General features: G+C 68.3%; 22 protein-coding genes and 1 pseudogene. 15 read left to right on the top strand and 8 right to left on the bottom strand.

Going from position 1 to position 25846, the window contains the following annotated elements; translation table 11 throughout:
* The 3 genes from secF to H7F38_RS14800 all read left to right on the top strand — a co-directional run bounded on the left by secF (window position 1) and on the right by H7F38_RS14800 (window position 4817).
* A complete protein-coding gene (gene secF / locus H7F38_RS14790; protein ID WP_187090579.1) occupies window positions 1-1467 on the top strand; it encodes a protein translocase subunit SecF in 1467 nt (488 codons plus the stop codon).
* Window positions 1457-1999 (top strand): adenine phosphoribosyltransferase, encoded by a 543-nt coding sequence (locus tag H7F38_RS14795; protein WP_255497985.1) that lies wholly within the window; start codon window positions 1457-1459, stop codon window positions 1997-1999. The genes secF and H7F38_RS14795 overlap by 11 nt, the downstream gene beginning before the upstream one ends.
* A gap of 568 nt (window positions 2000-2567) precedes the next feature.
* Window positions 2568-4817, top strand: coding sequence for a bifunctional (p)ppGpp synthetase/guanosine-3',5'-bis(diphosphate) 3'-pyrophosphohydrolase (locus H7F38_RS14800; RefSeq protein WP_370531254.1), 2250 nt, complete (start codon window positions 2568-2570; stop codon window positions 4815-4817).
* Between the two features lie 41 nt (window positions 4818-4858).
* On the opposite strand, the gene H7F38_RS14805 is transcribed toward H7F38_RS14800, so the two are convergent.
* Window positions 4859-5776 carry a peptidylprolyl isomerase gene (locus H7F38_RS14805; RefSeq protein ID WP_222618094.1) on the bottom strand — a complete coding sequence of 306 codons (918 nt, stop codon included), beginning with the start codon at window positions 5774-5776 and terminating at the stop codon, window positions 4859-4861.
* A gap of 268 nt (window positions 5777-6044) precedes the next feature.
* Here H7F38_RS14805 and H7F38_RS14810 point away from each other — a divergent pair, with 268 nt between their 5' ends.
* The 3 genes from H7F38_RS14810 (at window position 6045) to H7F38_RS14820 (ending at window position 9248) form a co-directional block, all read left to right on the top strand.
* Window positions 6045-6707 (top strand): MBL fold metallo-hydrolase, encoded by a 663-nt coding sequence (locus tag H7F38_RS14810; protein ID WP_187090581.1) that lies wholly within the window; start codon window positions 6045-6047, stop codon window positions 6705-6707.
* 55 nt (window positions 6708-6762) lie between these two features.
* A complete protein-coding gene (gene hisS, locus H7F38_RS14815) occupies window positions 6763-8067 on the top strand; it encodes a histidine--tRNA ligase (RefSeq protein ID WP_187090582.1) in 1305 nt (434 codons plus the stop codon).
* A gap of 158 nt (window positions 8068-8225) precedes the next feature.
* Window positions 8226-9248, top strand: a complete 1023-nt coding sequence (locus tag H7F38_RS14820; protein ID WP_370531255.1) for an Rv2578c family radical SAM protein — start codon at window positions 8226-8228, stop codon at window positions 9246-9248.
* Window positions 9249-9319: 71 nt separating this feature from the next.
* Here the strand turns inward: H7F38_RS14820 and H7F38_RS14825 are convergent, their stop codons facing one another.
* The 3 genes from H7F38_RS14825 to H7F38_RS14835 all read right to left on the bottom strand — a co-directional run bounded on the left by H7F38_RS14825 (window position 9320) and on the right by H7F38_RS14835 (window position 13118).
* Complete coding sequence (locus H7F38_RS14825) at window positions 9320-9775, bottom strand: tellurite resistance TerB family protein (RefSeq protein WP_187090584.1); 456 nt, start codon at window positions 9773-9775, stop codon at window positions 9320-9322.
* A 139-nt stretch (window positions 9776-9914) separates the two neighbouring features.
* Entirely contained in the window at window positions 9915-10997 is a 1083-nt protein-coding gene (locus H7F38_RS14830) for a D-2-hydroxyacid dehydrogenase (protein WP_187090585.1), read from the bottom strand.
* 120 nt (window positions 10998-11117) lie between these two features.
* The gene (locus tag H7F38_RS14835; RefSeq protein ID WP_187090586.1) at window positions 11118-13118 is read right to left on the bottom strand and encodes a DEAD/DEAH box helicase; all 2001 of its coding nucleotides are present in this window, start codon (window positions 13116-13118) and stop codon (window positions 11118-11120) included.
* 400 nt (window positions 13119-13518) lie between these two features.
* Between H7F38_RS14835 and H7F38_RS14840 the strand changes: the two genes are divergently transcribed.
* From H7F38_RS14840 to H7F38_RS14850, 3 genes are all read left to right on the top strand, one after another.
* A complete protein-coding gene (locus H7F38_RS14840; RefSeq protein WP_187090587.1) occupies window positions 13519-13797 on the top strand; it encodes a YciI family protein in 279 nt (92 codons plus the stop codon).
* 65 nt (window positions 13798-13862) lie between these two features.
* Complete coding sequence (locus tag H7F38_RS14845) at window positions 13863-14576, top strand: DUF6596 domain-containing protein (RefSeq protein WP_187090588.1); 714 nt, start codon at window positions 13863-13865, stop codon at window positions 14574-14576.
* 105 nt (window positions 14577-14681) lie between these two features.
* Entirely contained in the window at window positions 14682-15050 is a 369-nt protein-coding gene (locus H7F38_RS14850) for a hypothetical protein (protein WP_187090589.1), read from the top strand.
* Here the strand turns inward: H7F38_RS14850 and H7F38_RS14855 are convergent.
* Both H7F38_RS14855 and H7F38_RS14860 read right to left on the bottom strand, forming a co-directional pair.
* The gene (locus H7F38_RS14855) at window positions 15040-15258 is read right to left on the bottom strand and encodes a YdeI/OmpD-associated family protein (protein WP_187090590.1); all 219 of its coding nucleotides are present in this window, start codon (window positions 15256-15258) and stop codon (window positions 15040-15042) included. The two genes, H7F38_RS14850 and H7F38_RS14855, sit on opposite strands and share 11 nt — an antisense overlap.
* Before the next feature lie 94 nt (window positions 15259-15352).
* Entirely contained in the window at window positions 15353-16615 is a 1263-nt protein-coding gene (locus tag H7F38_RS14860; RefSeq protein WP_187090591.1) for an IS110 family transposase, read from the bottom strand.
* Window positions 16616-16980: 365 nt separating this feature from the next.
* Here H7F38_RS14860 and H7F38_RS14865 point away from each other — a divergent pair.
* The 4 genes and pseudogenes from H7F38_RS14865 to H7F38_RS14880 all read left to right on the top strand — a co-directional run bounded on the left by H7F38_RS14865 (window position 16981) and on the right by H7F38_RS14880 (window position 21639).
* A pseudogene (locus H7F38_RS14865) lies at window positions 16981-18306 on the top strand (ISL3 family transposase).
* Between the two features lie 268 nt (window positions 18307-18574).
* Window positions 18575-19834: an IS110 family transposase gene (locus H7F38_RS14870; protein WP_187094663.1), complete on the top strand. Its 1260-nt coding sequence runs from the start codon at window positions 18575-18577 to the stop codon at window positions 19832-19834.
* 195 nt (window positions 19835-20029) lie between these two features.
* Window positions 20030-20533, top strand: a complete 504-nt coding sequence (locus H7F38_RS14875; RefSeq protein WP_187090592.1) for an RNA polymerase sigma factor — start codon at window positions 20030-20032, stop codon at window positions 20531-20533.
* A complete protein-coding gene (locus H7F38_RS14880) occupies window positions 20530-21639 on the top strand; it encodes a hypothetical protein (protein WP_187090593.1) in 1110 nt (369 codons plus the stop codon). Before H7F38_RS14875 ends, H7F38_RS14880 begins: the two co-directional genes overlap by 4 nt.
* Window positions 21640-21718: 79 nt before the next feature.
* Here H7F38_RS14880 and H7F38_RS14885 read toward each other — a convergent pair whose 3' ends face one another.
* Entirely contained in the window at window positions 21719-23050 is a 1332-nt protein-coding gene (locus H7F38_RS14885; protein ID WP_187090594.1) for a hypothetical protein, read from the bottom strand.
* Window positions 23047-23436, bottom strand: coding sequence for a glycosyltransferase (locus H7F38_RS14890; protein ID WP_187090595.1), 390 nt, complete (start codon window positions 23434-23436; stop codon window positions 23047-23049). The genes H7F38_RS14885 and H7F38_RS14890 overlap by 4 nt, the downstream gene beginning before the upstream one ends.
* Before the next feature lie 141 nt (window positions 23437-23577).
* Between H7F38_RS14890 and H7F38_RS14895 the strand changes: the two genes are divergently transcribed.
* Together H7F38_RS14895 and aspS are read left to right on the top strand one after the other, a co-directional pair.
* Entirely contained in the window at window positions 23578-23886 is a 309-nt protein-coding gene (locus H7F38_RS14895; RefSeq protein WP_187090596.1) for a hypothetical protein, read from the top strand.
* Between the two features lie 87 nt (window positions 23887-23973).
* Window positions 23974-25806 (top strand): aspartate--tRNA ligase, encoded by a 1833-nt coding sequence (gene aspS / locus H7F38_RS14900; protein WP_187090597.1) that lies wholly within the window; start codon window positions 23974-23976, stop codon window positions 25804-25806.
* The last annotated feature ends 40 nt before the right edge of the window (window positions 25807-25846 follow it).

Consider the following 25846-nt stretch of genomic DNA (forward strand, 5'->3'; position numbering starts at 1 on the left):
ATGGCAACGGACACCACCGAACTCGTCAGCCACGACGAGGCCGTCAGGCTGAGCCGGGCGCTGCACACCGGAAGCTTCGTCTCGCGCCTGGCCACCGGTACCGGGGCGTTCGACGTCATCGGACGCCGCCGCTACTACTACATGTTCTCCAGCTTTCTGCTGGTTTCTTCGATCCTGCTGATCCTGATCAAGGGTTTCCACCTCGGCACGGACTTCGCCGGTGGATCGACGCTCACCTTCACGCCGGCCAACGGCGGCAGTGTGTCGACCTCCAGCGTCAACCAGGTCCTGACCACGGCGTTGGGCAGCGGCAAGGTCGAAGCCGTCCAGACCCTGGGTGGCAAGACCATCCAGGCCACCCTGGTCGCGCTGAACGAAACGCAGGTGGCGACCGGCAAAGCGGCCCTGGCCAAGGCGTTCTCGCTGGGCGCGGGCTCGGTGTCCGGTTCTGACGTCTCGTCGTCCTGGGGTGCGCAGATCTCCCAGCGGGCCATCCTCGCCGTCATCATCTTCCTCGTCGCGGTCGGCCTGTTCATCTGGATCCGCTACGAGAAGCGGGTGGCCATCGGAGCAGTGCTCTCGGTCATCCACGACGTGATCGTCACGGCCGGCATCTACTCGCTGGCCGGTTTCGAGGTCACCCCGGCCACCGTGATCGGGCTGCTGACGATCCTCGGATTCTCGCTCTACGACACCGTGGTGGTCTACGACAAGGTCCAGGAGAACGCCAGGGGTCTGACGTCGCTGCTGCGGCGCACCTATCCGGAGACCGCGAATCTCGCCGTCAACCAGACGCTGATGAGATCCCTCAACACCTCGCTCATCGCGCTGCTCCCGGTGGCCGGCCTGCTGGTCGCAGGTGTCGCGGTGCTCGGTGGTGGCACGCTCAAGGATCTCGCGCTGGTGCTGCTCGTCGGCATGCTCATCGGTGCCTACTCGTCGATCTTCGTGGCCGTGCCCATCGCGGTCGACCTGAAGATGCGGGAGACCACCATCATCAATCACACGGCACGCGTGCTGGCCAAGCGCAAGGCCGACGGGCTGATCGTCGACGCGGACGGGGACCCGGTCGGGGTCAAGTCGTCGACCGGGATCGACCGACCCAGAACGGCCCCCGCCGTGAACCCGCTGGCGGCGGGCCTGAAGCCCAGCGCAGCCCCGAAGCCCGGCGTGAAGCCGCAGCGCCCCGGCCGTCCGGCGGCCGGCAAGGTCGTCGCGGGAAGATCGGTTCCCGCCGGCAGGCCGGTGTCCACCACCAAGGCGCCCGTGAAGACGGCCGCCTCTCCCGTCGACGAACCTGCCGCCGCCGTGCCTTTCACCCAGGCCGGTCCGGCCGAGTCGCAGCCGACGGCGGCCGAGACGGTCGCGATGTTGGCCAACGAGGCGGTCAATGCTTCCCCGGCACCGGCGTCGAAGGCGCGACCCAGTGGCAAGGTGGCCCGACCGACGGGCAAGCGTGGGCGCTGACCTCGGCGCCGTCGGGCGCGCAGGGCGGGCCATCGACCGGCTGACCCGGGTCCAGCAGGACTTCCCGGCACCCGGAGTGTTGTTCCGTGACCTGACGCCGGTGCTGGCCGATGCCGATGCTCTGCACGCCATCGCTGCCGCCCTGGCCGGCGGGCTCGGCGACTTCGACGTGGTGGCCGGTCTGGAATCCAGAGGCTTCCTGCTGGGTGCGGCCGTCGCCATGACGGCCGGCACCGGCGTGCTCGCCATCCGCAAGCCCGGGAAACTGCCCGGCGAAATCCTGTCGGAGGACTACGCCCTGGAGTACGGAACGGCCGGTCTGGAGCTCAACCCCGATGACGTCTCCCAGGGGCCCCGGGTCCTGGTCGTCGACGATGTCCTGGCGACCGGGGGCACTGCTGCCGCGGCCTGCCGGCTGCTCCGCCGGGCCGGCGCCACCGTCGTCGGAGTCGCCGTCTGCATCGAGCTGGTCGCCCTCGGCGGCCGTGGGCAGCTCGCCGACACCCCGTGCACGGCGATCAGGGAGTACTGAGCGCGGGTCGTTCGGTGGTCGGCGGCGGGCATCCCGGTCGGGAAGGTCGCGCAGCCCCCCGGCGTTATGCTCGGAAGGGAGCGGAGATTCGGTGGCGGCTGCGGATGAGGTGTTGATGAGTTCAGAACTGACCGGCGAACTGGCCGGACCCACCGTGACCGATCGGGCTTCGGCCGTCGGCCCTGCCGCTCCGTCTGCCGCCGCTCCGTCTGCCGCCGCTCCGTCTGCCGCCGCCCCGTCTGCCGCCGGCCGCCCTGCCGCAACGGTCCACGCCGAGCCGGTAATGCCGTCGGCGTCCCGCCCGGGGCCCCCGCTTCCATTCGCGGCCCGCCCGGCACCCGCCCTGAAGGCGCTCGCAGTGGCATCCGCAGCGCCCACTGCGTCCCCCGCTCCCACTGTGTCCGCAGCGCCCCCTGCTCCCACTGCGTCCCCTGCTCCCACCGTGTCCCCTGCTCCCACTGTGTCCCCAGCGTCCCCAGCGCCTACTGCGCCCCCTCGTCCGGTCGTGCCGCCCGCCCCACCCGCGTCCGAACCCGTCGATGTCGAGCCGGATGCACCCGCCCCCGCAATGTCCGCCACGCGCCGCATGCGTTCCAGGCTCACCCGTCGGATGAGTGGCCAGCGCACGCCCGCGGCCGCCGGCCGGACCGTGCTGGAACCGTTGTTCGCCGTCCACCGGGCACTGCATCCCAAGGCCGACGTCAAGGTCATGCAGTTCGCGTACGAGATCGCCGAGAACGCCCATCGCGGTCAGTTCCGCAAGTCCGGCGACCCGTACATCACCCACCCGCTGGCGGTCGCCACCATTCTGGCCGACCTGGGAATGGACACCACCACCCTGGTCGCGGCGCTGCTGCACGACACGGTGGAGGACACCGAGTACACGCTGGACATGGTGCGCAGGGACTTCTCCGAGGAGGTCGCACACCTGGTCGACGGGGTCACCAAGCTCGACAAGGTGCACTTCGGCGATGCGGCAGAGGCCGAGACCATCCGCAAGATGATCATCGCGATGGCGCAGGACCCGAGGGTGCTCGTCATCAAGCTGGCCGACCGGCTGCACAACATGCGGACCATGCGGTTCCTCGCCCCGGACAAGCAGGCCCGCAAGGCGAAGGAGACCCTCGAGGTGCTGGCGCCGCTGGCCCACCGCCTCGGCATGGCCACCGTCAAGTGGGAGCTGGAGGACCTCGCGTTCGCCATCCTGCACTCCAAGCGGTACGACGAGATCGTCCGCCTGGTGGCGGACCGGGCGCCGTCACGCGACACCTACCTGGCCGCCGTCACCGCGGAGCTGAACGCCGAGCTGAGTGCGGCCAAGATCCCGGCCGAGGTCGTCGGGCGCGGCAAGCACTACTACTCGATCTACCAGAAGATGCAGGTCAGAGGCCGCGAGTTCGACGAGATCCACGACCTCGTCGCGGTCCGGATCCTGGTGGGTACGGTGCGCGAGTGCTACGCCGTGATGGGCGTCGTGCATGCCATGTGGGCACCGATGCCTGGCCGGTTCAAGGACTACATCGCGCAGCCCCGCTACGGGGTCTACCAATCGCTGCACACCACGGTGATCGGGCCGCAGGGCAAGCCTCTGGAGGTGCAGATCCGCACCAACGAGATGCACCACACCGCCGAGTACGGGATCGCGTCGCACTGGCGCTACAAGGAGACCAAGGGCACCCACGCCGGTGCCGGCGCCTCGGTCGACGAGATGGCGTGGATGCGTCAACTGCTGGACTGGCAGCGGGAGGCCGGCGACGCCGGTGAATTCCTGGACAACCTGCGGTACGAGATCGCGTCCAACGACATCTTCGTGTTCACCCCCAAGGGCGACATCCACACGCTGCCGGCCGGTTCGACGCCGGTGGACTTCGCCTATTCGGTGCACACCGAAGTCGGCAACCGTTGTATCGGGGCCAAGGTCGACGGTCGATTGGTGGCGTTGGAACGAACCCTCACCAATGGGCAGATCATCGAGATCTTCACCTCCAAAGCGCCCGGTGCCGGGCCCAGCCGGGATTGGCTCGGATTCGTCGCCTCCTCCCGCGCGAAGACAAAGATCCGACAGCATTTCGCGAAGGAAAATCGTCAGGAAGCCGTTGATCTCGGCAAGGAGGCCATTACCAAGGCCGCCAGACGGGAAGGTCTGCCCGTCCAACGGCTGATTTCCCACGACGCATTGGCCGCGGCCGGTCACGATCTCGGTTTCAAGGACATCGCCGCGCTGTACGCAGCGGTCGGCGAGAATCATGTGTCGGCGAAAACCGTTGTCGGCAAGGTTGTTTCGATTCTCGGCGGCGCCGAGGAGGCCGGCGACGCGATTGCCGAACGTTCCGTCCCCTCGGTGGCCAGACGTCCACGGCCGACTGCGGATGCGGGCGTCCTGGTCAAGGGCATCACCGACGTCCAGGTGAAACTGGCCCGATGTTGTACCCCGGTTCCCGGCGATACCATTCTCGGATTCATCACCAAGGGCGGTGCGGTCTCGGTGCACCGTGTCGACTGCACCAATGCCGATGCGCTGCGGGCCGAATCAGCGCGTCTGGTGGACGTCAGCTGGGATCCGAATTCGGCATCGGTCTTCCTGGTCACGGTTCAGGTCGAGGCGCTGGACCGGTCCCGATTGTTGTCCGACATCACCAAGACGCTCGCCGACGAAAAGGTCAACATCCTGTCGGCCAACCTGTCGATGACGAAGGACAGAATGGCGATCTCCCGGTTCTCGTTCGAGATGGCTGACCCGAAACACCTGGGGCATCTCCTGCGCACGGTCCGCGGCGTCGAGGGCGTGTACGACGTCTATCGGGTGACCAGCGCCTGATCCGCTGGGCCCTGTCGCGTCACCCGCGCGGCCGGTTGCGACTACTTGCTCGACGCCGCGGTCGGCTTGACGGTGGCGCCACCGGTGGGCACGACTGCAGCGGAGGCCGCGGCCGAGGACGCCGTCGCGTAGGTGCCGGTGGCGCTCAGTGCGTCGGACGGGACGGTCACCGAGTCGATGACGGCCTTGGCCACCGGGGCACCGTCCTGGGAGTTGTTCCTGGACCCCTTCGCGGCGATGTCCTGGATGACGGCCATGCCGGCGTCTGAGACCTTGCCGAACACCGTGTACGTCGGTGACAGCGTCGAGTCCTTGTAGACGATGAAGAACTGGGAACCGTTGGTCCCGGACCCCGAGTTGGCCATCGCGATGGTGCCCCTGGGGTAGGTTTTCGTCTTCCCGAGTTCATCGGCGAAGGAGTAACCGGGCCCGCCGTTGCCGACGCCCGTCGGGTCGCCGCACTGCAGGATGTTCAGCGCGGAGTTGCCGGTCAGACGCCAGCAGGGGGAGTTGTCGTAGAACTTCTGCGACGCCAGCGACACGAACGAGTTGACCGTGCAGGGAGCCGCAGCCCGGTCCAGGGTGATGTCGACCTTCTGGCCGTTGAGCGTGATGGTCGACGCGACGGTTCCGGTGTTGGCGGGGGAGAGGTTCGACGGCTTGTCCACCTTCTTCGCCGCCTTGCCGGCGGTGGTGTAGGTGCACGGTGTCTTGGGTGCGGCCGGGCTGGTGGCCGCCGTTTCGGTACCCGTCCCGCTGGCGGTGGAGGCCGCCCCGGAGCCGCTGCCCCGGGTGGTCGCGAACCAGATGCCGCCGCCGATGACCAGGACGGTCGCGACCACTCCGACGATGACGAGCCGCTGACGGCGGCCGCGTTCCCGCTCCTCGCGGCGGACGAGCTGGCGCTCAAGCTTCCGCTTGGCTGCTTCGCGTCGCTGCTGGTTGCTGGGCACTGTCATCCTCCATGCAAGGTTCAACGAAGGGCCGGTCGTGTGACAAGGGCCCCGGCGGGTGAGTCTAGGTGACGCGCGGACCGGCCTCTGGCGCAAACCGATGTGAACGGCCTGTGGGTGGTCCGCCCGGGTGCCCGTGGGTGGTCGCCGCCGGGTCCCCCGAGTGGTCGCTGCCGCTGGCGGCGTGCGGTGACGGTGGGCGGTCTGCGCGGGCCGGGGGTGGGCGGTCTGCTCGGGTAGAAGGCGCAGGGGGCGGCAGCGTTAGGGTTGTGGGGTGTTCATCGCAGGTTTCCCCGCTGGCTCGTTCCAGGCCAACTGCTACGTGATCGGCGGCGAGCGCGGTGGCGACGCGCTGGTCGTCGACCCCGGCCAGGACGCCTCCGAGCGACTGTCGAGCGTGCTGGCCGAGCATCGGATGCGTCCCGTCGCCGTGCTGCTCACCCACGGGCACCTGGATCACGTCGCATCGGCCGCCGCGGTCGCCGATGCCGCGGGCATTCCGGCCTACCTCCACGGAGCCGACGACTACATGCTCGACGATCCGCTGGCGGCCCTGTCCCCGGGAGCCGGGGTGATGCTGGCCGGCATGGACCTGACCGGTCTGCGTCCGGACACCGTCCTGACGCTGACCGACGTCGAAGAACTTCGATTGGCCGGGCTGACGCTCCAGATCGATCACACCCCCGGCCATACCGGCGGTGGTGTCGTCTACCGGATCGGCGCGGACGGCGACCGGCCCGAGGTGCTGCTGACCGGGGACACGCTGTTCGCCGGCTCGATCGGGCGGACCGATCTGCCCGGGGGTTCCACCGAACAGCTGATGGCCTCGATCGCCACCCACCTGCTCACCCGCGGCGACGAGGCGGTCGTGCTGCCCGGTCATGGGCCGACCAGCACCATCGGCGACGAGCGTCGCAGCAACCCGTTCCTGACCTGAGGTCCCGCGTTCCGCAGGATCACCGATCGCCACCGAGAAAAGACGGATCGAGCAGATGGCCGGCAAGACCACGATCAGCGCGCCCAAGGGCGTACCCGACTACATCCCCCCGGCCTCCCGGACGTTCGTCGCCGTCCGGGACATGCTGGTCGCAGCCGCCGACCGGGCCGGCTACTCCCCGATCGAGCTCCCGGTGTTCGAGGACACCGCGCTGTTCACCCGCGGGGTCGGGGAATCGACCGACGTGGTCTCCAAGGAGATGTACACCTTCACCGACCGGGGCGACCGTTCGATCACGTTGCGGCCGGAAGGGACCGCCGGCGTCATGCGGGCCGTCATCGAGCACGGCCTCGACCGCGGCGCCCTGCCCGTCAAGCTCGTCTACGAGGGCCCGTTCTTCCGCTCCGAGGCTCCGCAGGCCGGGCGCTACCGTCAGTTCCACCAGGTGGGCATCGAGGCGATCGGTTCCGACGACCCCGCGTTGGACGCAGAGGTGATCGCCGTCGGGCACGAGGCCTACCGGGCCATCGGCCTGACCGGGTACCGGTTGGAGCTCACGTCGCTGGGCGATGCCGTCGACCGCCCCGCCTACCGGGAGAAGCTGCAGGCATTCCTGGCCGGTCTCCCGCTGGACGAGGCGACCAGGGAGCGGGCGAAGCTCAACCCCCTGCGGGTGCTGGACGACAAGCGCCCGGCCGTGCAGGCCCTGCTGTCCGATGCGCCGCTGATGCTGGACCACCTGTCGTCGGGGTCCGGAGAGCACTTCAGGCAGGTGCTGGCGATCCTGGACCGGCTGGCCGTGCCGTACGTCGTCAACCCGCGGATGGTGCGCGGGCTGGACTACTACACGCGGACCACGTTCGAATTCGTGCACCCGTTGCTGGGCGCGCAGTCCGGCCTCGGCGGCGGCGGGCGGTACGACGGCCTGATGGCCGAGCTCGGTGGACAACCGTTGTCCGGCATCGGGTTCGGGCTCGGTGTCGACCGCACGGTGCTCGCGGCCGCTGCGGAGGGTCTCACCGTGGGGCAGAGCGCCCGGTGCGAGGTCTACGGCGTGCCGATGGGCGAAGGCGCCTCCCGGGAACTCGCGGTGATCGCCGGGCGCCTGAGGGCCGCCGGCATCAGGGTCGACCGTTCCTACGGTGGTCGCGGCCTCAAGGCCGCGATGAAGTCGGCCGACGCGTCCGGGGCCAGGATCGCGCTGGTGCTCGGCGACCGCGACCTCGAGCAGGGCACGGTGATGGTCAAGGATCTGTTGTCCGGCGATCAGCACCCGGTCGCGCTCGACCGGGTGGAGTCTGCGGTGCGGGACATCCTCGGCGATCCGACCCCGACCGTGCCGGCGCATCGACCGGAATGACATCCGCGGTTTTGGCGCTGTGGACGCGGGATCTCATTCCGGTCGATGAGGCGGGGCGGCGGCGTGGGACTGCGGGGGTGGGCGGGAGTTGCCGGCTGGTCAAACATGTGTTCGAATGAGGGATGCGCTGGGAGAAGCAGACCGTCGAAGCAGAGGACGTGACGGCACTTCCGGGAATGGGCCGGATGGCCGGTCTGGTGCGGACCGTGCGAACCCCTGAGTTCGCCGGCGTGACGTTCCACGAGGTCAACGCGAAGTCCGCGCTGAACCACATCGCCGGCACTTCACCGGTGCCGTTCCCCTGGTCGGTCAACCCCTACCGGGGGTGCACGCACGGGTGCGTGTACTGCTTCGCGCGAGGCACCCACTCCTATCTGGAGTTCGACACCGGCCACGACTTCGACACCCAGATCGTCGTCAAGATCAACGTCGCCGACGTGTTGCGTCGAGAGCTCGGCCGTCGCAGCTGGCAGCGGGAACACGTCGCGATGGGGACCAACACCGATCCCTACCAGCGGGCCGAGGGGCGCTACCGGCTGATGCCGGGGGTGATCAAGGCGCTGGCGGACAGCGGAACGCCGTTCTCCATCCTGACGAAGGGCACCGTGCTCTCCCGCGACCTCCCGCTGCTGACGTCCGCCCAGCGGCAGGTTCCCGTCGGGATGGGGGTGTCGCTGGCTCTGCTGGACCCTGATCTGCAGGCGCTGCTCGAACCGGGCACCCCGTCTCCGAGAGCGCGACTGGACCTGGTCCGCAGGATCACCGCCGCCGGACTCCCGTGCGGGGTGCTGATCGCTCCGCTGCTACCGCACCTGACGGACGGCGAGGATCAGCTGAGGCAGTTGGTGGGCGAGCTGGTGGAGGCGGGCGTCACCGGCGTCAGCGCGATCGCGCTGCACCTGCGTCCGGGAGCACGGGAATGGTTCTTCGGCTGGTTGCGCCGCACGAGACCGGACCTGGTGGCGGTCTACGAGCGCCTCTACGCCCGGGGGTCCAACGCTGCACCGGAATACCGTCGGTTGCTGTCGGAGAGGTTCCGGGCGGTCCGCTCCGAGTTCGGGCTCGACGCGGCCGACCCGCCCTCGAACCGGGGCGTGCCCGGCGAGACCGGCGCGTCGTTCCCGGCCGGAAGTCTTCCCCGGCAGCATGTCCCGGCTGTCGAGCAGGAAACACTGTTCTGAGCCACAGCCGAAGAAGACCGCCGAGGAAGACCGCCGGGGCGAGGTCCCTGGGACCGCCGTCAGGTCAGGGGTCAGAGGTCGAACTCGGTCGGTGCGATACCGACCGCGAAACAGGCCTCCTTGACCGCGGCCCGCTCGTGCTCGTCGAAGTTGCCGTCGGCGCCGCCGATGATGATCCCGATCTGCAGCACCGCACGGGCCTGGTCCGGCTTGGACTTCAGCTTGCCGATCCGTGAGATGGCCTCGACCTTGCCGAAGTCGTAGTCCTTGGTCAGCTTGTCGCAGTAGAAGTTGAACTGCTCCTGCAGGTCGGCGGGCGGGAAGATGCCCAGGACGTCGTTGCTCATGATCAGGGCCGCGGTCTTCTGGCGCTCGCTGGGATCGATGGTGCCGTCCGCAGCGGCGATCAGCGCACACATGGCCATCGAACCGGCGGCGAACTCCTTGTTCTTGAACTGGCTGGCCTTGAGTTTGAGACCGTCGTTCATCTCCTTCGACTTGGACTTCAGCTGATCCCAGAAAGCCATCGTGTTTCCTCCATTGCAGAGAACTGCTCGCGTGCACCCGCCGGTCCGGCGGTGCCCTCCCTGAACGGTCGGCCTGGCGGAACAGTTCCTGAACCCGTCCTGCCGACCAACGGGATGGACCGACCGCGCCCGCGAGCGGTCAGTAGAACTCGCCGGGCGTCACCACGTTCGTCATCCGCCGGCCGGCCAGGAACATCGTCATGTTGCCCGCGAACAGCTCGGCGATGCGTTGGTCCTCCTTGGCATTCAGGGCCGCGGTGTGCGGCGCGATGACCACATTGGGGAGATCCCACAGCGGTGATTCGGCCGGCAGCGGCTCCACCGCCGTCACGTCGAGATACGCCGACCCCAGAGGCCCTGTGGTCAGGCCGTGGATCAGTGCCGGTTCGTCGATCACGGTGCCCCGCCCGACGTTGACGATCACGGCGCCAGGTTTCGTCGCGGCGATCAGCTCGGCGTCGTACAGGCCGGCGGTCGCGGCGGTGCCGGGAAGGGTGAAGATGATCGCGTCGGCGCGGCCGACCAGCTCGGGCAGGGCCGACAGCGGATGTACCTCGTCGACATGGTCCACCGGGCCAGCGGTCCGCTTGACGCCGAGCACGGTCGCGCCGAAACACTTGAGCAGGCGAGCGGTCTCGCCGCCGATGCCACCCAGGCCGACCACCAGGACGGTCTGCTCGCCGACCTGACCCATCGCCCAGCGTTCCGGCCATTCATGCGCGCGCTGCAGGCGTTGGAGCCGCGGCAGATCCTTGGCCGCGGCGAGGACGCCGAAGAGTGCGAACTCGGCGAGGGTGCCGCCATGGACCCCGGCCGAGGTGGTGAACACGACCCGGGCGAGATCCTCCTCGGACAGGTTCGCGGCCTGCACCGTCGCGCCTCCGCCGGCGGCCATCGTCTGCACCCAGCGCAGCCCCGGGTTGGTGGTCACGGTGCGGGCCAGCATGGTGGGGTCCACGTCCGGAATCCCGTACAGCACATCGGCTCTGGCCAGCAGGGCCTCGAAGGCCGCCTGCTGTCCCGGCGTCCGCCGGTAGGCCGGATCACCGGAGTGATCGCCCGGAAACCGCTGCGGTGGAAGGAGTTCGTCGTCGACCAACAAAGCCACCCGGGGGTCGACATCGGTGATCAGATGCCGCAGGTCGGGGGCCAGCGGAGTGGCCAGCACGACGGTGACCGGGTCGGACGACGCCGGCGGGGGAGCGGTGGAGGGAAGGTTCACTGGACGACCATACGAAATGTCGGCCTACTGCGGACGTTCGGCTGCGGAAGGCCCACCGCGGACGTCCTGCAGAGTGATGGCTATTGCCATCACTCTGCAGGACGTCGGGCGGTCGGAGGGTCAGTGTCCGGCGCGGGATCCGGTACGGGCCGGGCGTTCGTGGCCGGGGCCGGAGCGGCGCGGACCCGAGCTGGCGCCCCCCGCGGTGTGCGGCGTCGTAGTGTCCAGCTGGATCTTGAGCGACTGCCCGCTCACCTTGGCCGCGGAGATGCGACCGAAGGCGGCGGGGGAGATGTGGCCGCCGATCTCGACCAGCGAGTAGGTGTCGAAGATGTCGATCCGGCCGAGGTCGCGGCCGGTCAGGCCGCCTTCCGCGGTGATCGCACCGACGATACCGGCCGGACGGACGCCGTGGGCGTGACCCACCGCGACTCGGTAGCGGGGGCCGGCCGGGACGGCGTCGCGCTTGCGCGGACGATCCGGGCGGTTGGTCTCGGCGCGCGAGTTGGTGAAGTCGTCACGACCGCCGTCGCGGCTGCCACGGGAGAAGCGATCGTCGCCACGCCGTGAGGCGTACTCGCCGCCGCGCTCCGGTCGCTCCGAGGCGAAGGAGGCGGTCGACTGCTTCGGCGCGACCACACCGTCGTCACCGGCGGCCAGCGCCAGCAGGGTGGCGGCCAGCTCGGCGGCCGTCAGGTCCTGCTGCGACAGATACGTGGCGACGGCCTGGCGGTAGTGTTCCAGCCGACCGACGGCCAGACGATTCGTCGCATCTTCGAGCACCTTGGCCGCCTTGTGCGCAGCGACGTCCGCCCGGGTCGGCGGGGTGATCTGCTCGAGGGTGGTCTTGGTGTAGCGCTCGATCAGCCGGAGGCGGCTCATCTCGCGAGGCGTGAAGAAGGTCAGGGCTTCACCACTGCGTCCCGCGCGCCCGGTCCGGCCGATGCGGTGCGTGTACGACTCGACCTCGCCCGGAGCATCGAAGTTGACGACCAGGTCGATCCGGTCGACGTCGAGCCCGCGGGCGGCGACGTCGGTGGCGACCAGGACGTCGAGCTTGCCGGAGCGGAGGCGCTCGATGATGCGCTCGCGCTCCTTCTGCGGGACGTCGCCGTTGATGGCGGCGGCGGAGACGCCGCGCGCGATCAGTTCGGCACCGACCTCGTCACAGGCGCCCTTGGTGCGGACGAACACGATGGTGGCGTCGCCGGCGCTGACCTGGAGGATGCGTGCCAACGCGTCGACCTTCTCGCGGAACGGGACGACGGCGTAGGTCTGGCGGATGCTGACCGTGTTGCCGGCCTTCTTGGCGACGGTGATGTCGATCGGCTTGTTCATGTGCCGGTTCGCGACGTTACGGATCGCCGACGGCATGGTGGCCGAGAACAGGGCCGTCTGACGGTCCTTCGGCGCGTCCTGCAGAATGCGGTCCACGTCTTCGGCGAAGCCCATCCGCAGCATCTCGTCGGCCTCGTCCAGGACGAGGAAGCGGATGCCGGTCAGGTCGAGCGTCCCGCGCTCGAGGTGATCGATGATCCGGCCGGGGGTGCCGACGACGACCTGGGCACCGTTCTTCAGCGCCATCTTCTGCGGGAGGAAACTGGATCCACCGTAGACGGGCACCACGGTCAGCTTGGGCATGAATTCGGCGAACGAGCCGATGGCCTCGGCCACCTGCATGGCGAGCTCGCGGGTCGGCGTCAGGACCAGGGCCTGGACCTGACGGAGCGAGGGATCGATGGACGCCAGCAGCGGGAGGCCGAAGGCGGCCGTCTTGCCGGTGCCCGTCTGTGCGACACCGGTGATGTCACGGCCGGACAGCAGCGCCGGGATGGCCTGCTCCTGGATCTCGGAGGGCACCGTGAAGCCGAGAGCCTTGACGCCCTTCAGCAGCGCAGCGGGGAGATTGAGATCTTCGAAGCCGAAAGCAGCCTCTTCGACGAGAACGTCGTCGAAGTCGGCTTCTTCGGTGCTGTCCTGGGTGAGGAGAGCGTCGGTGGAGAGATCGTCCGCATCGGTGGTGTCGACGTCGTCGATCTCCAGCTCGAAACCTTCGTTGAGCTCGGAGTCGAGCTCCAGAATCGATTCAGTAGTCTGGGCAGGGGCAGCAAGGGGCGCCATTTTGGCCAATCGCTTCGAGGCAGGAGCTCGAGAACCCGCCCGGTTGGCAGGGATTCCGGTCGCAGCCTTCGATTGATAGGACATCCCGGCGAAACTTCCACCGTCGAAAACGCGCGACACACTCCAAGAACGTCGTCAGCTTATCAGGAAACCTCCCGGAAACCTGCGGTGAGCTGCCGCACACCGCCACGAACTACCCTCCCCCGGCCGGTCGGATCTCGCGCTGCAGGAACTCCGGATGTGTTGTCGAATTCAGCTGAGGTTGCTCGTCTTTGCTTGCAGGGAGCCGGCACACCGCCCGTACCCACTGACCGCCAAGGAGCACGACATGCCCAAGTACTTCCTCTCGATCGTCGAGGCCGAGGCAGCGTAGGCCGGGACGGCGAATTTCGACGAGATCATGCAGGCCCACAGCGAATTCGGCCAGGCGGTCAAGGACGCCGGGGCCAGTGTCCTGTCGGGTGAGGCGCTCCAGCCCACCCCCACCGCCGTGTTCCTCCGCGGCACCAGGACCGCCGGCGTCAGCGCCGTGGACAACCCGCTGCCCGAGGCCAGAGAGGTGATCGGGGGCTACTACCTGATCGAGGCGGCCGACGACGAGCAGGCGCTGGCCCTGGCCAAGCTCTGCCCCGCACCGTTCGGCTACATCGAGATGCGGCCGATCTGGGAATTCAGCTGAGCGAACATCTGTCGGCCGCGGTAGGTGCGGCGGCGGCGGCGGCCCGACGGGAACTGTCGGGCCGGGTGCTCGCCGCCACCCTGCGCACCGTTCGCGACCTCGACATCGCCGAGGAATCGACGGCGGACGCCTTTCTGCTGGCGTTGCAGAGTTGGCCCACTACTGGCATTCCGGCGTCCATCGAGGCCTGGTTGGTGACGGCGGCCAGGCGTCGGGCGGTGGATCGCATCCGCCGTGCACAGGTGGCCCGGCGCTCGCTGGTGAAGCTCGCCGGGGGATGGTCAGGCGTCACCGGTGTCTCCGATGTGGTGGCCGAGGCCGCGATCGTCGGCGACGACGAGCTCCGGATGGTGGTCCTGTGCTGCGATCCGCGGCTGGCCGTCGGTGATCAGGTCGCACTGACCCTCCGGCTCGCGTGCGGGGTCAGCACCGCTGGAATAGCTGCCGTGCAGGGTGTTTCGACGCCGACGATGGCAGCCCGCCTGACCAGGGCCAAGGCGAAGCTGGCTGCCGCCGGTCCCAGGCTGGAGCTGCCGGACGACGCCACGGTGGATGCGCGGCTCCCGGCGGTGGCCACCGTGGTGTACCTCGCTTTCACCCTCGGCCACACCGCAGCCGACGGGAAGGCCCTCACCGACGACGATCTCGCCGACCGGGCCCAGTACCTGGCCGGTGTCCTGCATGCCCTGCGCCCCGCCAGCGCGACCTTCACCGCGCTGCTGGCGCTGATCCTGCTGACCAGGGCGCGGTCGGCCGGACGGTTCGATCCGGCGGGGTAACAGGTCCTGCTGGCTGCCGCCGACCGCACCAGCTGGGACCAGGCTCTGATCCGGACCGGGACCTCGCTGCTGGCAACGGCCTCGGCACGCGCTCCGATGGACCCGATGGTCCTGCAGGCCGCCATTGCCGCAGAGCACTGCAGCGCAACGGATTTCACGGGTACCGACTTCCACCGCGTGGTCGATCTCTATTCCAGACTGCTGTCGGTCGATCCATCGCCCGGGTTCGCGCTCGGCCGGTGCGTGGCGCTGTCCTACGCGGCCGGGCCGGCGGCCGGCCTGGCAGATCTAAACGAGGTACTGGCCCTGCGGGTGCTCGATGCCTACCCCTACGCGGCGGCCGCCCGCGCCCAGATGCTGCAGCGACTGGACCGGACGGCCGACGCCGATCTGGAATGGACACGTGCCGCCCGTCTGGCCCGCACCACCGCTGAACGGAGCTTCTTCCTCGCGCAGGTGCAACTCAGTCCTTGAGGGCCATCCGGTGCTTGTGGTTGCGGACGTGTCCGGCGATCTCGCCGAGCCGCTGGGCCCGGGTCTGCTGGCCCGGTTTGCCCAGCCAGTGGACGTACTCCAGCTGATCGGTGGCCCAGAGGGCCCCGAAGGCCGTCAAGGTTTCCGGATCTTCGGCGAGCGCGGCAGCCATGTCCTCGGGGACGGCGATTCCGGTGGTGGTGATCATCTACGGTGACTCCTTCACATCATCGGGAAGACGTCCGTCCATTGTGCGCTATGCCGGCTCTTCGAACTTGGTAGACATCCCATGTCGAGTCGTGTCAAGCAGCTGAGGTCATCGGTTCCCGCGTGTTGATGGGTTCGGCCGGCCACGCTACTGTCTCGTCATAGAGGGTGCCAGAGTCTAGGCACCCGTGGAGGATGCCGACCAGGCGGTTGGCAACCTGGCGGAGAGCGGCGTGGTGGTTGGTTCCCCTTGCTCGGATGGTGTCGTAGTACGCGCGGGTACCTGGTGATCCGTTGAGGGCGCCGTATGCCTGCAGGTGCAGGGCCACTCCGAGTCGGCGGTTCGTGGCGTAGCGGGCCATCACCGTGGTCTTCTTCCCCGATGCGCGGGTAATCGGGCTTTGGCCAGAGTAGTTCTTCCTGGCGCGGGAGTTAATGAATCGCGTGTCGTCGTCCCCGAATTCGCCCAGTACCCGGGCGGCCAGGATTGGTCCGAGGCCCGGCTGGCTCAGGTAGATCTGGGCGGCCGGGTGTCGATCAAAATTTTGTGTCATCACAGCCTGCAGTGCAGTGATCTGCTCGTTCAGTGCTGTGAGCACCTTGACCTGGCTGGCGACCACGGCGGCGTAGGCCGCCTCGAGGGTGGGAGGTTGCCGCAGAGCTGGTTGCCGCAGCAGTGCTCGCAGTGGTTCGACCCGATCGTCCACGTGGTGTCGGCGAGCTGCGGTCAAGGCCGACACCACCTGGCCACGGGTCAGTTTTGCGGCTCGGTCAGGGTCAGGTGCGCGACCGAGCAGGATCAGCGCATCGGCGGCAGCCAGATCCGGGAATGCCTGCACCGCAACGGGAAAGAATTCCAACAGCGCTGACCGCATCCGTAAGGTGTGACGAACTCGTTCCCAGATGAGGTTCTGGTGGGCGCGGGCCAGCAGCTTCACTGCATCGGCCAGATCGGTGTCACCGGCGATCTCGCGGTGGTGATCTCGGTCGACGCGGACTATTTCTGCCAAGACGTGAGCATCACCGGCGTCGCTCTTAGCACCGGAAGTGCTGTGCCGCTCCCGGTAGCGGGCCGAAGACATCGGGTTGATCGCGAACACGTGATAGCCGGCTGCCCGCAATGCCACCACCCACGGACCGCGGTCGGTCTCGGTGCCGACGAAGACCAGGTCCGCGGCCAGCTCTGGCGTGAGGTCCGTCCAGTCGCTCGGGGCGTGCTGAGCGATCAGCTCATGGAGCCTGGAGATCCCGGGCAATCCCTCCGGGAGCCTGGCTTTGCACAAGCGCCGCCCGGTCTCATCCTCGATTTCGATGTCGTGGTGATCTTCGGCCCAGTCGTCGCCGATCATCAACCGCATTGGCCCAGTCCTTCCGTTGTCCACAGCCTTGATGGAACACACGGCAGCATGCGGTGGCTTCTGCGACCTAATGAACCAGTGCTCACGTCAACCGCCCGGGCACGACATCTCATCAGCAGTTCGAGCCGCCGGCAACCGGTGGGCGCACGGTCTACCAATAGGCATCCCCGAAGTGGCGGTGCCCGGGGCTAGAGGAGTGCTGACCCACCGGCTGCTGTCGCAACCAAGCCTCGCAGATGTGAGACCCGATTGCTCTCATTAGGGCTGGGGTGGCCTGACGGGCGGCGGCGCGTCGGCGGGGTTGAGGGCTGGTAGTCCTTGCAAACTGGTTGTTCTCACGCATCCAGACCGAAGGACCACCAGCCATGGATCAGGGTAGTTCACTGCTGTTAGGAATCGAAGGATTGCAGGTCATCGACGTCCGGTTGGACGCGGACGGCCGGCGGGTCGCCCAGTGTGTGACGGACCCGGAATTGGCGGGGTGGTGCCCGCAGTGCGGTGAGCAGTCCAGCTCGCCGAAAGGCTGGGTCACGACGCGGCCGAGGGACGTGACGATCGGACCGGATGTCCCGATCCTGTTGTGGCGCAAACAGAAGTGGCACTGCAAAGTCGTCTGGTGTGAACGGAAGTCGTTCACCGAATCGCTGCCGGGCATCCCCGCCCGGTCCCGGTTGACGACCCGGCTGCGGCAACGGGCCGCCGAGGCGATCGGCGAACACACCCGGTCGGTGTCCGACGTCGCCGGCGAGTACGGCATGACCTGGCCGATCGCGCACCGCGCGTTCGTCGCGTACGCCGAGCTGATGATCCCCGTTGCCGGGCCACCGCCGGCCGTGACAGTGCTGGGCATCGACGAGACCCGCCGCGGCAAGGGCCGCTACGAGATCGCGACCGACACCGGGGTGAAGGTATGGATCGACCGGTTCGACACCGGGCTGGTCGACATCAGCGGCCCTGGTGGGCTGTTCGCGCAGGTCAACGGCCGCAGCTCCAAGACGGTCATCGAATGGATCGAGGCTCAGACCGATGCGTGGCGGGCCGGCATCACGCACGTCGCGATCGACACCTCGGCGACCTACGCCAAGGTCGTCCGGGAAGCGCTGCCCCACGCGATCGTCATCCTGGACCGCTTCCACCTGGTCGCCTTGGCCAACCGGGCCGTCACCGACTACCGGCGGGAACTGGCCTGGACCAACCGCGGCCGCCGGGGCCGCAAGATCGACCCCGAGTGGGCGCGGGCGCAACTCCTCTGCTGCGCGCCGGCGAGACGCTGACCGCCGCGGAACGGGTCAAGATGTTCCAGGCAATGAAGGCCGCCGACCCCACCGGCGGGTTGCACAACTGTTGGCGAGCAAAGGAACTGCTCCGTCACCTGCTGAAGCTGGCCGGCACCGAACCAGACTGGGCGCTGGTCTGGCAGCGACTCACCGACTTCCAGATGTTCTGCGCCGACCACATCGACATCGGCGCAGATCCGCCGCCTCGCGCAGACCGTCGACGACTGGCGATCCTCCATCATCGAAGGGATCTTCACCGGCATCAGCAACGGCCGGTCCGAAGGCTACAACCGGATCGTCAAGCACATCGGCCGCATCGCGTTCGGGTTCCGTAACCCCACCAACCAGAAACGCCGGATACGATTCGCCTGCACCCGCGCATCACGCCGGGCGGCAACCACGCTCAAGCCCTAATGAGAGCTATCAAGCCTGAACTCTGGAAGGCTTGATGACGACAGCAGCCGGTGGGTCAGCACTCCTTTAGCCCCGGGCACCGCCTCTTCGGGGATGCCTATTAGCAGACCGTGCGCCCACCGGTTGCCGGCGGCTGGAAACTGCTGATGAGATGTCGTGCCCGGGCGGTTGGACGTGAGCACTTGTTCATTAGGTCGCAGAAGCCTCCGCATGCTGCCCGCCCGTTCCACCAGGCCAGACACGGACAAGGGAAGAGCTGGGGCCAATGCTGTTGATGATCGGCGACGACTGGGCCGAGGACCACCACGACATCGAGATCGAGGACGACACCGGGCGGCGGCTCAGCCGCGCCAGACTGCCCGAGGGACTGGACGGAATCGCGAAGCTGCACGCGCTGGTCGCCGAGCATGCCCCCGCCGACTGGGTCGACCTCACCCCTGAGCAGACCGCCGACCGGGTCTTCGTCGGCATCGAAACCGACCGCGGCTCCTGGGTGGTCGCCCTACGAGCATCGGGCTACCACGTCTACGCGATCAACCCGATGTCCTCGGCCCGCTACCGCGACCGGTACTCCACCTCGGGGGCCAAAAGCGACGCCGGCGACGCCCACGTCCTAGCCGAGATCGTCCGGCTAGACCGAGCCCATCACCGCGAGATCGCCGGGGACACCAACCTGGCCGACGCGGTGAAGCTACTGGGCCGTGCTCATCAAAACTTGATCTGGGAACGTGTCCGGCACGTGCTGCGCCTCCGATCGGCACTACTTGACTTCTTTCCCGTTGCGGTGCAGGCATTTTCGGATTTAGCCGCCACGGACGCCCTCATCCTGCTCAGCCGCGCGCCGGACCCGGCCCGCTCCGCCCGGCTCACCCGCAGCCAGGTGGTGTCGGCGTTGGCCGCGGCGCGGCGGCACCACATCCAGGACAAAGCCGGACCACTGCTCACGCTGCTGCACACGCCGGGCCTTCGGCAACCCGCCGCCGTGGAGGCGGCCTACGCCGCGATCGTGCTCGGCCAGGTCAAGATCCTGACCGCTATCAACGAACAGATCACCGCGATGCAGTCGGTGATGGCAGAAAATTTTGACCGACACCCGGCCGCGCAGATCTACCGGAGCCAGCCGGGCCTGGGACCGGTCCTGGCCGCCCGCGTCCTGGGCGAATTCGGCGACGACCCGCAACGGTTCGCCAACTCCCGCGCCCGAAAAAACTACTCCGGACAGAGCCCGATCACGAGGGCATCGGGGAAAAAATCCGTCGTCCTAGCCCGGCACGCCACCAACCGCCGGCTCGGCGTCGCCCTGCACCTGCAGGCCTACGGCTCCCTCAACGGATCGCCCGGCACCCGCGCCTACTATGACGCCATCCGAGCCCGCGGAACCGGCCACCACGCAGCCCTCCGCCAAGTCGCCAACCGACTCGTCGGCATCCTGCACGGCTGCCTCGAGAGCGGAACCCTCTACGACGAAACCGTCGCCTGGAACTCCTCAGCCAGCGTCACGCAAACTGCAATGGCACCCGCCGCTTGACACCAATCGACATGGGATGTCTGCTAAATATGAAGACCCGCTATGCCCACCCCGGGGGGCCGGGAAGACCCCGTCACACGGTGGGGCTCCGGTCAGAACTGCTCGGGATCGGCGTCAACCTTCTGCCCGAGTCGCCGTCAGGATAGGCAGGGCCGACGGATCGCACAGCCCTTCGGTGAACAGGAGAGGGCGGCAGTGGTTGTGATAGAGGCGGGGACCGACCTCGAACAGCTCTACCAGGACAGCTTTCACACGCTGCTGCGCCTGGCGGTGCTGCTGACCGGCGACCGCGGCGCGGCCGAGGATGCCGTCCAGGATGCCTTCGTCGGCTTCTGGCGCCGGGTGGAGGCGCTGGACAACCCACAGGCGGCCAAGGGCTACCTGCGCACCGCGGTGGTCAACAATTCCCGATCGGTGCTGCGCCGTCGCCGGACTGCGACCCAACATCTGCGGGAATTGCGGCAACCCGATCCGCCGGGAGCAGACAGTGCGCTGCTGGCCGATGCCCATGACGAGGAACTACGCCTGGCGGTCGGGCGACTACCTCGAAGGCAACGTGAGGTCGTCGTGCTGCGGTACTGGTCCGAGCTGTCCCTGGCCGAGGTCGCCGAGACGCTCGGGGTATCGGTCGGCACCGTCAAGTCTTCGGCCAGCCGCGCGCTGGACACCCTGGAACAGAGTTTGGGAGGCACGAGATGACCAAGCCCGTCGAGGACCGGCTGCGCAGCGTGCTGCGTGCCACCGCACTACGGGAAGTGCCGGACTCCCTGGTGATCCCGCCGCGGCGGACCGCTACCGGACCCGCCCGCATGCGCACCCGAGGGCTACGGCCGTGGCTTTTCCCGGCGGTCGCCGCACTGGCGGCGGCGGTCATCGCGCTGGTCACCACGGTGGTCGTCGTCCGCCATTCGAGCACCCAGCACGATGCCGCACCGAACCCGGTGGTGGCGGGAACCGTGACGACAACCCCGTCCGGACGGGTGCTGATCCCGCCGCCCGTCACCGCTCTGCCGGGTGCCACCGCGCTGGCCGGTGTACCCGCGCTGCCTGGTGTCACCGGGTCGTTGAAAGTCGGGGTGGGGCCCGAGGTCACGGTGCCCAGGGACCTGATCGGCATGAGCCTCGACCGGGCCTCCGCGGAACTGGCGCGTCTGGGCCTGAAGACCACCCGGCAGGCGGTCGACGGAACTGCGCCGTTGGACATCGTCGTCGGGCTTTTGGGCGTGGCTGCCGGACGCCGGACGGGTACCGGTTCCACCATCACCCTGCAGGTCTCCAACAACGCGTTGTTCGTCGTTCCCGACCTTTCGAACCTGACCCCGGCCGCCGCGGCCGGGCGGCTGAATGCCGTCGGGTGGAAGGGTGACGTCGCTTCGATCAACCAGCGCATCAGTCCGACGCTGGACCCCCGCTCGTACGGCCGGATCGCGTCCGGTCCGGTCCTGGTGGTCGGTCGGACCGGCGATCCGGTGCAAATCCCGTCCCAGACACCCGCTGCGGGTCGGCCGGCCAACAAGGCCGTCGGAATCACCGTGGCCGTCTACGGCCGGAAACTCATCACCGTGCCCAGCTTCACGCCCGGGGTCGCGCGCCTGGCCGACATCCAGAACCAGATCATCACTGTTGGATTCATCGACGTCACCTTCGCGATCGTCGGCCCGGCGGTACCGCCGCACGTGCCGCACAGTTTCATCTCGATCAGCGGAGCCTCGCCGGGGGACCAGATCCCCTTCGACACACCCATCACGATCACGGTCTGGGGTGATGCTCCGGCCTCCGGCGCGCCGCCGTCGGCGACCAGGTGAGACGGACCGGGGATCAGGCGGTCAGGTCAGTGCAGTGCAGTGCAGTGCCGTGCCGTGCCGTGGCGTGGCGACCGCCGCCCTACTTCGCCAGGTGACCTGCCACGGTCAGCTGCGAGAGCAGTGCAGGGTCCGTCAGGCCGCCGACGGCGCGGCGCACCGCTGCCGGGTCCAGCACGGTGCTGTCGAAGCTCGCGCTGATCTCCATGTGACCCCGCAACCTGATCGCGAACACGCTGATCCCGAGCCGCCCGACCGGATATCCGACACCGCAGTATCGCCTGGCCCCTTCACCGAGCCACGGAACCTCGGCCAGCCCGGGCAGCGTCGGCATCGAGACGAACGACAGCGTGACGGGTCCGTCCGGCACCGGCGGCCCGTCGTGGGTCGTCCGGCGGATCCCGGTGGTCAGCGCGCCCATCACCAGACCCGGGAGCGCCCAGCCGGATTCGATGACCTGCTCCATCGCAGTGCCGATGGAGAACGGATCGGTCATGTCCGCGTCGAGGAAGACGCTCTTGGCCAGATTGCCGAACTTTTTCGCCGCGTCCCGGGAATTTGCCGGTACGTACCGGCGAATGTCGAACAGGCTGTAGTAGCCCGCCGGATTCATCGGAATACCCTCGATCATCGTGGCCCGGTAGGTGGCGGCAATCAGGACCGAGGTCAGGGAGACGCCGCGGCAGTTCTGGTTGCGCCAGCGGGTGAGATCGCGCAGTTGCGCATTGGTCAGGATCGAATCGGCGAAGGCCGTCTTCCCCTGGATTGCCGGCACGTGCGCCGTGGCCGCCGGCACAGCTGTTGGCCACGCGGCATTCTCGGCCGTCGTCGAGGAGCGTATCGGCACCCTGGACGTAGTTCTACGATTGATGATTCTCTTCACCGGGCGCAGTCCCAGTTTCCCCCATTCGCGGTAGCTCGATCCCGGTTGGCGTATCAGCGTGCGAAGGGCCACCGCGAGCCCGGCTCTGGGTTCCAGGCCCGAAAGACCTTCCTGATGACCCAGGGCCAACTGCACCACCAATTGCGAGAAGGACGACGCATCACCATACATATGGCTGTGATAGAGACAGATGGAATGTTGGCCGAGGACGATCCGCGGAGAGTTGGAATCCGCGTCCGGCCGATAGCGGTCGATGTGCTCGGACATCTTCTCCAGATCGGGATCATCGCCGCTGACGATCGCCCGGCGCAGGAAATCCTGGCGCTCTGCGACCGGTACGGCATTCCACCGACGGGATTTGGCATCGATGGTCGCCGCCAGTGGTGACGCCGGATCTGCTGCCAGGAACCGCATCAGCAGGTCGGTGAGTTCCGCCGGCGTCGGGACGCTGACGGGCGCGATGGCGATCGCGGTCCAGTGCCCCTCCCAGGGGATGTCGAGCAGTCCGATCCGGCTGTGCGTGGCGTTCATCTGATGCCGTCCTTCTCCATCGACGAGGAATTGACACGGTGGTCGCGATCCGGTCGTCGGAGATAGACCTCGACGGTTCGTCGCGCCACCTCCGACCAGTCCGGCAGTTCGGCATGGACACGGCCCGGTTGCCAGAGCTGCTCCTGGATGGCCTTGGCGAGCGCATCGGCGTCGCCGGATGGCAGGCAGATCGCGGCCGGGCCGAGAAAATCGCGGACGATCTCCCGGTGGGCCGGGATGTCGCTGAGCACCACCCGTGCGCCGGCGCAGACAGCTTCCGGCGGCACCATGCCGAAGGCCTCGTGATCGGACAGCGAGACCAGTAAGGCGGCGGTGCTGCCCCCGGACGGCGATGACCCCCGGCGCGGGGTCGCACTGGTGCACAAGGTGGTCCGTCCGTCCGTGGTGCTGCGGGTGGATCCAGCCGACTGGGGGTCCGAGCCGCCACGGGTCAAGCGAAACCTCCAGGAATCGTTGCGGCGCTGCAGGAACCGGATGCCGGCGGTCGAGGTGCCGGTGCGGATCAGTTGGGACGGCGCGATCAGCTGTGGCTGTCGATCTCCGGCATGGACGCGACGGGTGCCGAGTTGTCCGCGGTGACGTGGCTGCAGTCGGAGGCGATCCGGCGGGCGAGTGCGGCCGGCGTCACCGAGGCGGCCTTCTCGATCGGGGTCGACACGGCGAAACTGCGGTGGAGCGAGCAGGTGCGCAGCCACCACGAGTTCTTCCTCGTCAGCCGCACGCCGTTCGCCCTCGCCACCTTCGCCCTCTACCAGGTGGCCAGGACGGTGCGCACGGTCCTGGGTCACCGCCGCGGGTCTGGATCGTCCAGGTAAACCGGCAGCAGGCGGCCAGTAGGATCGGTGAGCCTGATCCGCCTGGTTCAGCGCGGTCACCAGACCCCCGACCCAAAGGATTCCCCTGTGCTTCGCGACCGTCTTGCCGGCTCACTCCGTCCCGCCGACGCCGCCGGGGCGGGGACGCCGGACGAGCGAGGCAACGGCACCGTGACGCTGGCCGGGTGGGTGGCCCGGCGTCGGGATCACGGTGGGGTCATCTTCATCGACCTCCGGGACTCCTCCGGGGTGGTGCAGGTGGTCTTCCGGGAAGGGGCGATCCTCGAACAGGCCCATCGGCTGCGCAGCGAGTACTGCATCCAGGTCACCGGCGTCGTCGAGGTGCGTCCAGAGGGCATGCAGAACGCCGAGCTGACCACCGGTGCGGTGGAGGTCGACGCCTCGGTCCTGACGGTCCTCAGCGAGGCGGCCGCCCTGCCGTTCCAGATCGAGACCGACGCCGAGATCGGCGAGGAGACCCGGCTCAAGTACCGCTACCTCGACCTCCGACGGTCCGGTCCCGCGGCGGCGCTGCGGTTGCGCTCGGCCGTCAACAAGGCCGCCCGCACGGTGCTGGAGGGTCACGACTTCGTCGAGATCGAGACGCCGACGCTCACGCGGTCCACGCCCGAGGGAGCCCGCGACTTCCTGGTTCCCGCGCGGTTGCGGCCGGGATCCTGGTACGCCCTGCCGCAGTCTCCGCAGTTGTTCAAGCAGCTGCTGATGGTCGCGGGGATGGAGCGCTACTACCAGATCGCCCGCTGCTACCGCGACGAGGATTTCCGCGCCGACCGACAGCCGGAGTTCACCCAGCTGGACATCGAGATGTCCTTCGTCGACCAGGACGACATCATCGCGCTGGCCGAGCAGGTCGTCGGTGCGCTCTGGCAGCTGATCGGTCACGAGATCCCCACGCCCATCCCAAGGATGACCTTCCGCGATGCGATGGATCGCTACGGATCGGACAAGCCGGACCTGCGTTACCGCGGCGAGCTGACCGAGCTGACCGGCTACTTCTCCGACACCCCGTTCCGCGTCTTCCAGGCCGCCTACGTCGGCGCGGTCGTGCAACCCGGCGGCGCTTCCACCCCGCGGCGCGGCTTCGACGCGTGGCAGGACTGGGCCAAGCAGCGCGGGGCCAAGGGCCTCGCGTACGTCACGGTGGCGGAGGACGGAACCCTCGGGGGCCCGGTCGCCAAGAACATCTCCGAGGCCGAGCGCGACGGTCTGGTGGACGCCGTGGGTGCCCGCCCGGGCGACGCCATCTTCTTCGGAGCCGGTACTCGCCGCGGCGCGCAGGAACTGCTCGGGGCCGCACGTCTGGAGATCGCCCGCCGCGGCGGTCTGATCGACGAGAAGGCCTGGGAATTCGTCTGGATCGTCGACGCACCGCTGTTCGAACTGGTCGCAGAGTCCTCGGACGACGCCGCGACCGCCGTCGGTGGCGCGAACAGCACCTGGACCGCGGTGCACCACGCGTTCACCTCGCCGAAGCCGGAGTTCGAGGGCACCTTCGACAGCGACCCCGGCAGTGCCCTGGCCTACGCCTACGACATCGTCTGCAACGGCAACGAGATCGGCGGCGGGTCCATCCGGATCCACCGTCAGGACGTTCAGGAGCGGGTCTTCGCGATCATGGGTCTGACCCAGGCCGATGCACGTGAGAAGTTCGGATTCCTGTTGGACGCCTTCACCTTCGGCGCCCCGCCGCACGGTGGGATCGCCTTCGGCTGGGACCGGATCGTGATGCTGCTGGCCGGGATGGACTCGATCCGCGAGGTCATCGCGTTCCCGAAGTCCGGCGGCGGTTACGACCCGCTGACCGCGGCCCCCGCGCCGATCACGCAGGCCCAACGTCGCGAGGCGGGCGTCGACGCGGTCCCGGTCAAGAAGAGCGAAACGTCGCAGGCCGCCGGCTGACCTGCACCCGCGCCGCCGCTTCCGGACCTGTCGAGGAGCG

The sequence above is a fragment of the Nakamurella sp. PAMC28650 genome (genome assembly GCF_014303395.1).
In the GTDB taxonomy this organism is placed as follows: Bacteria; Actinomycetota; Actinomycetes; order Mycobacteriales; family Nakamurellaceae; genus Nakamurella.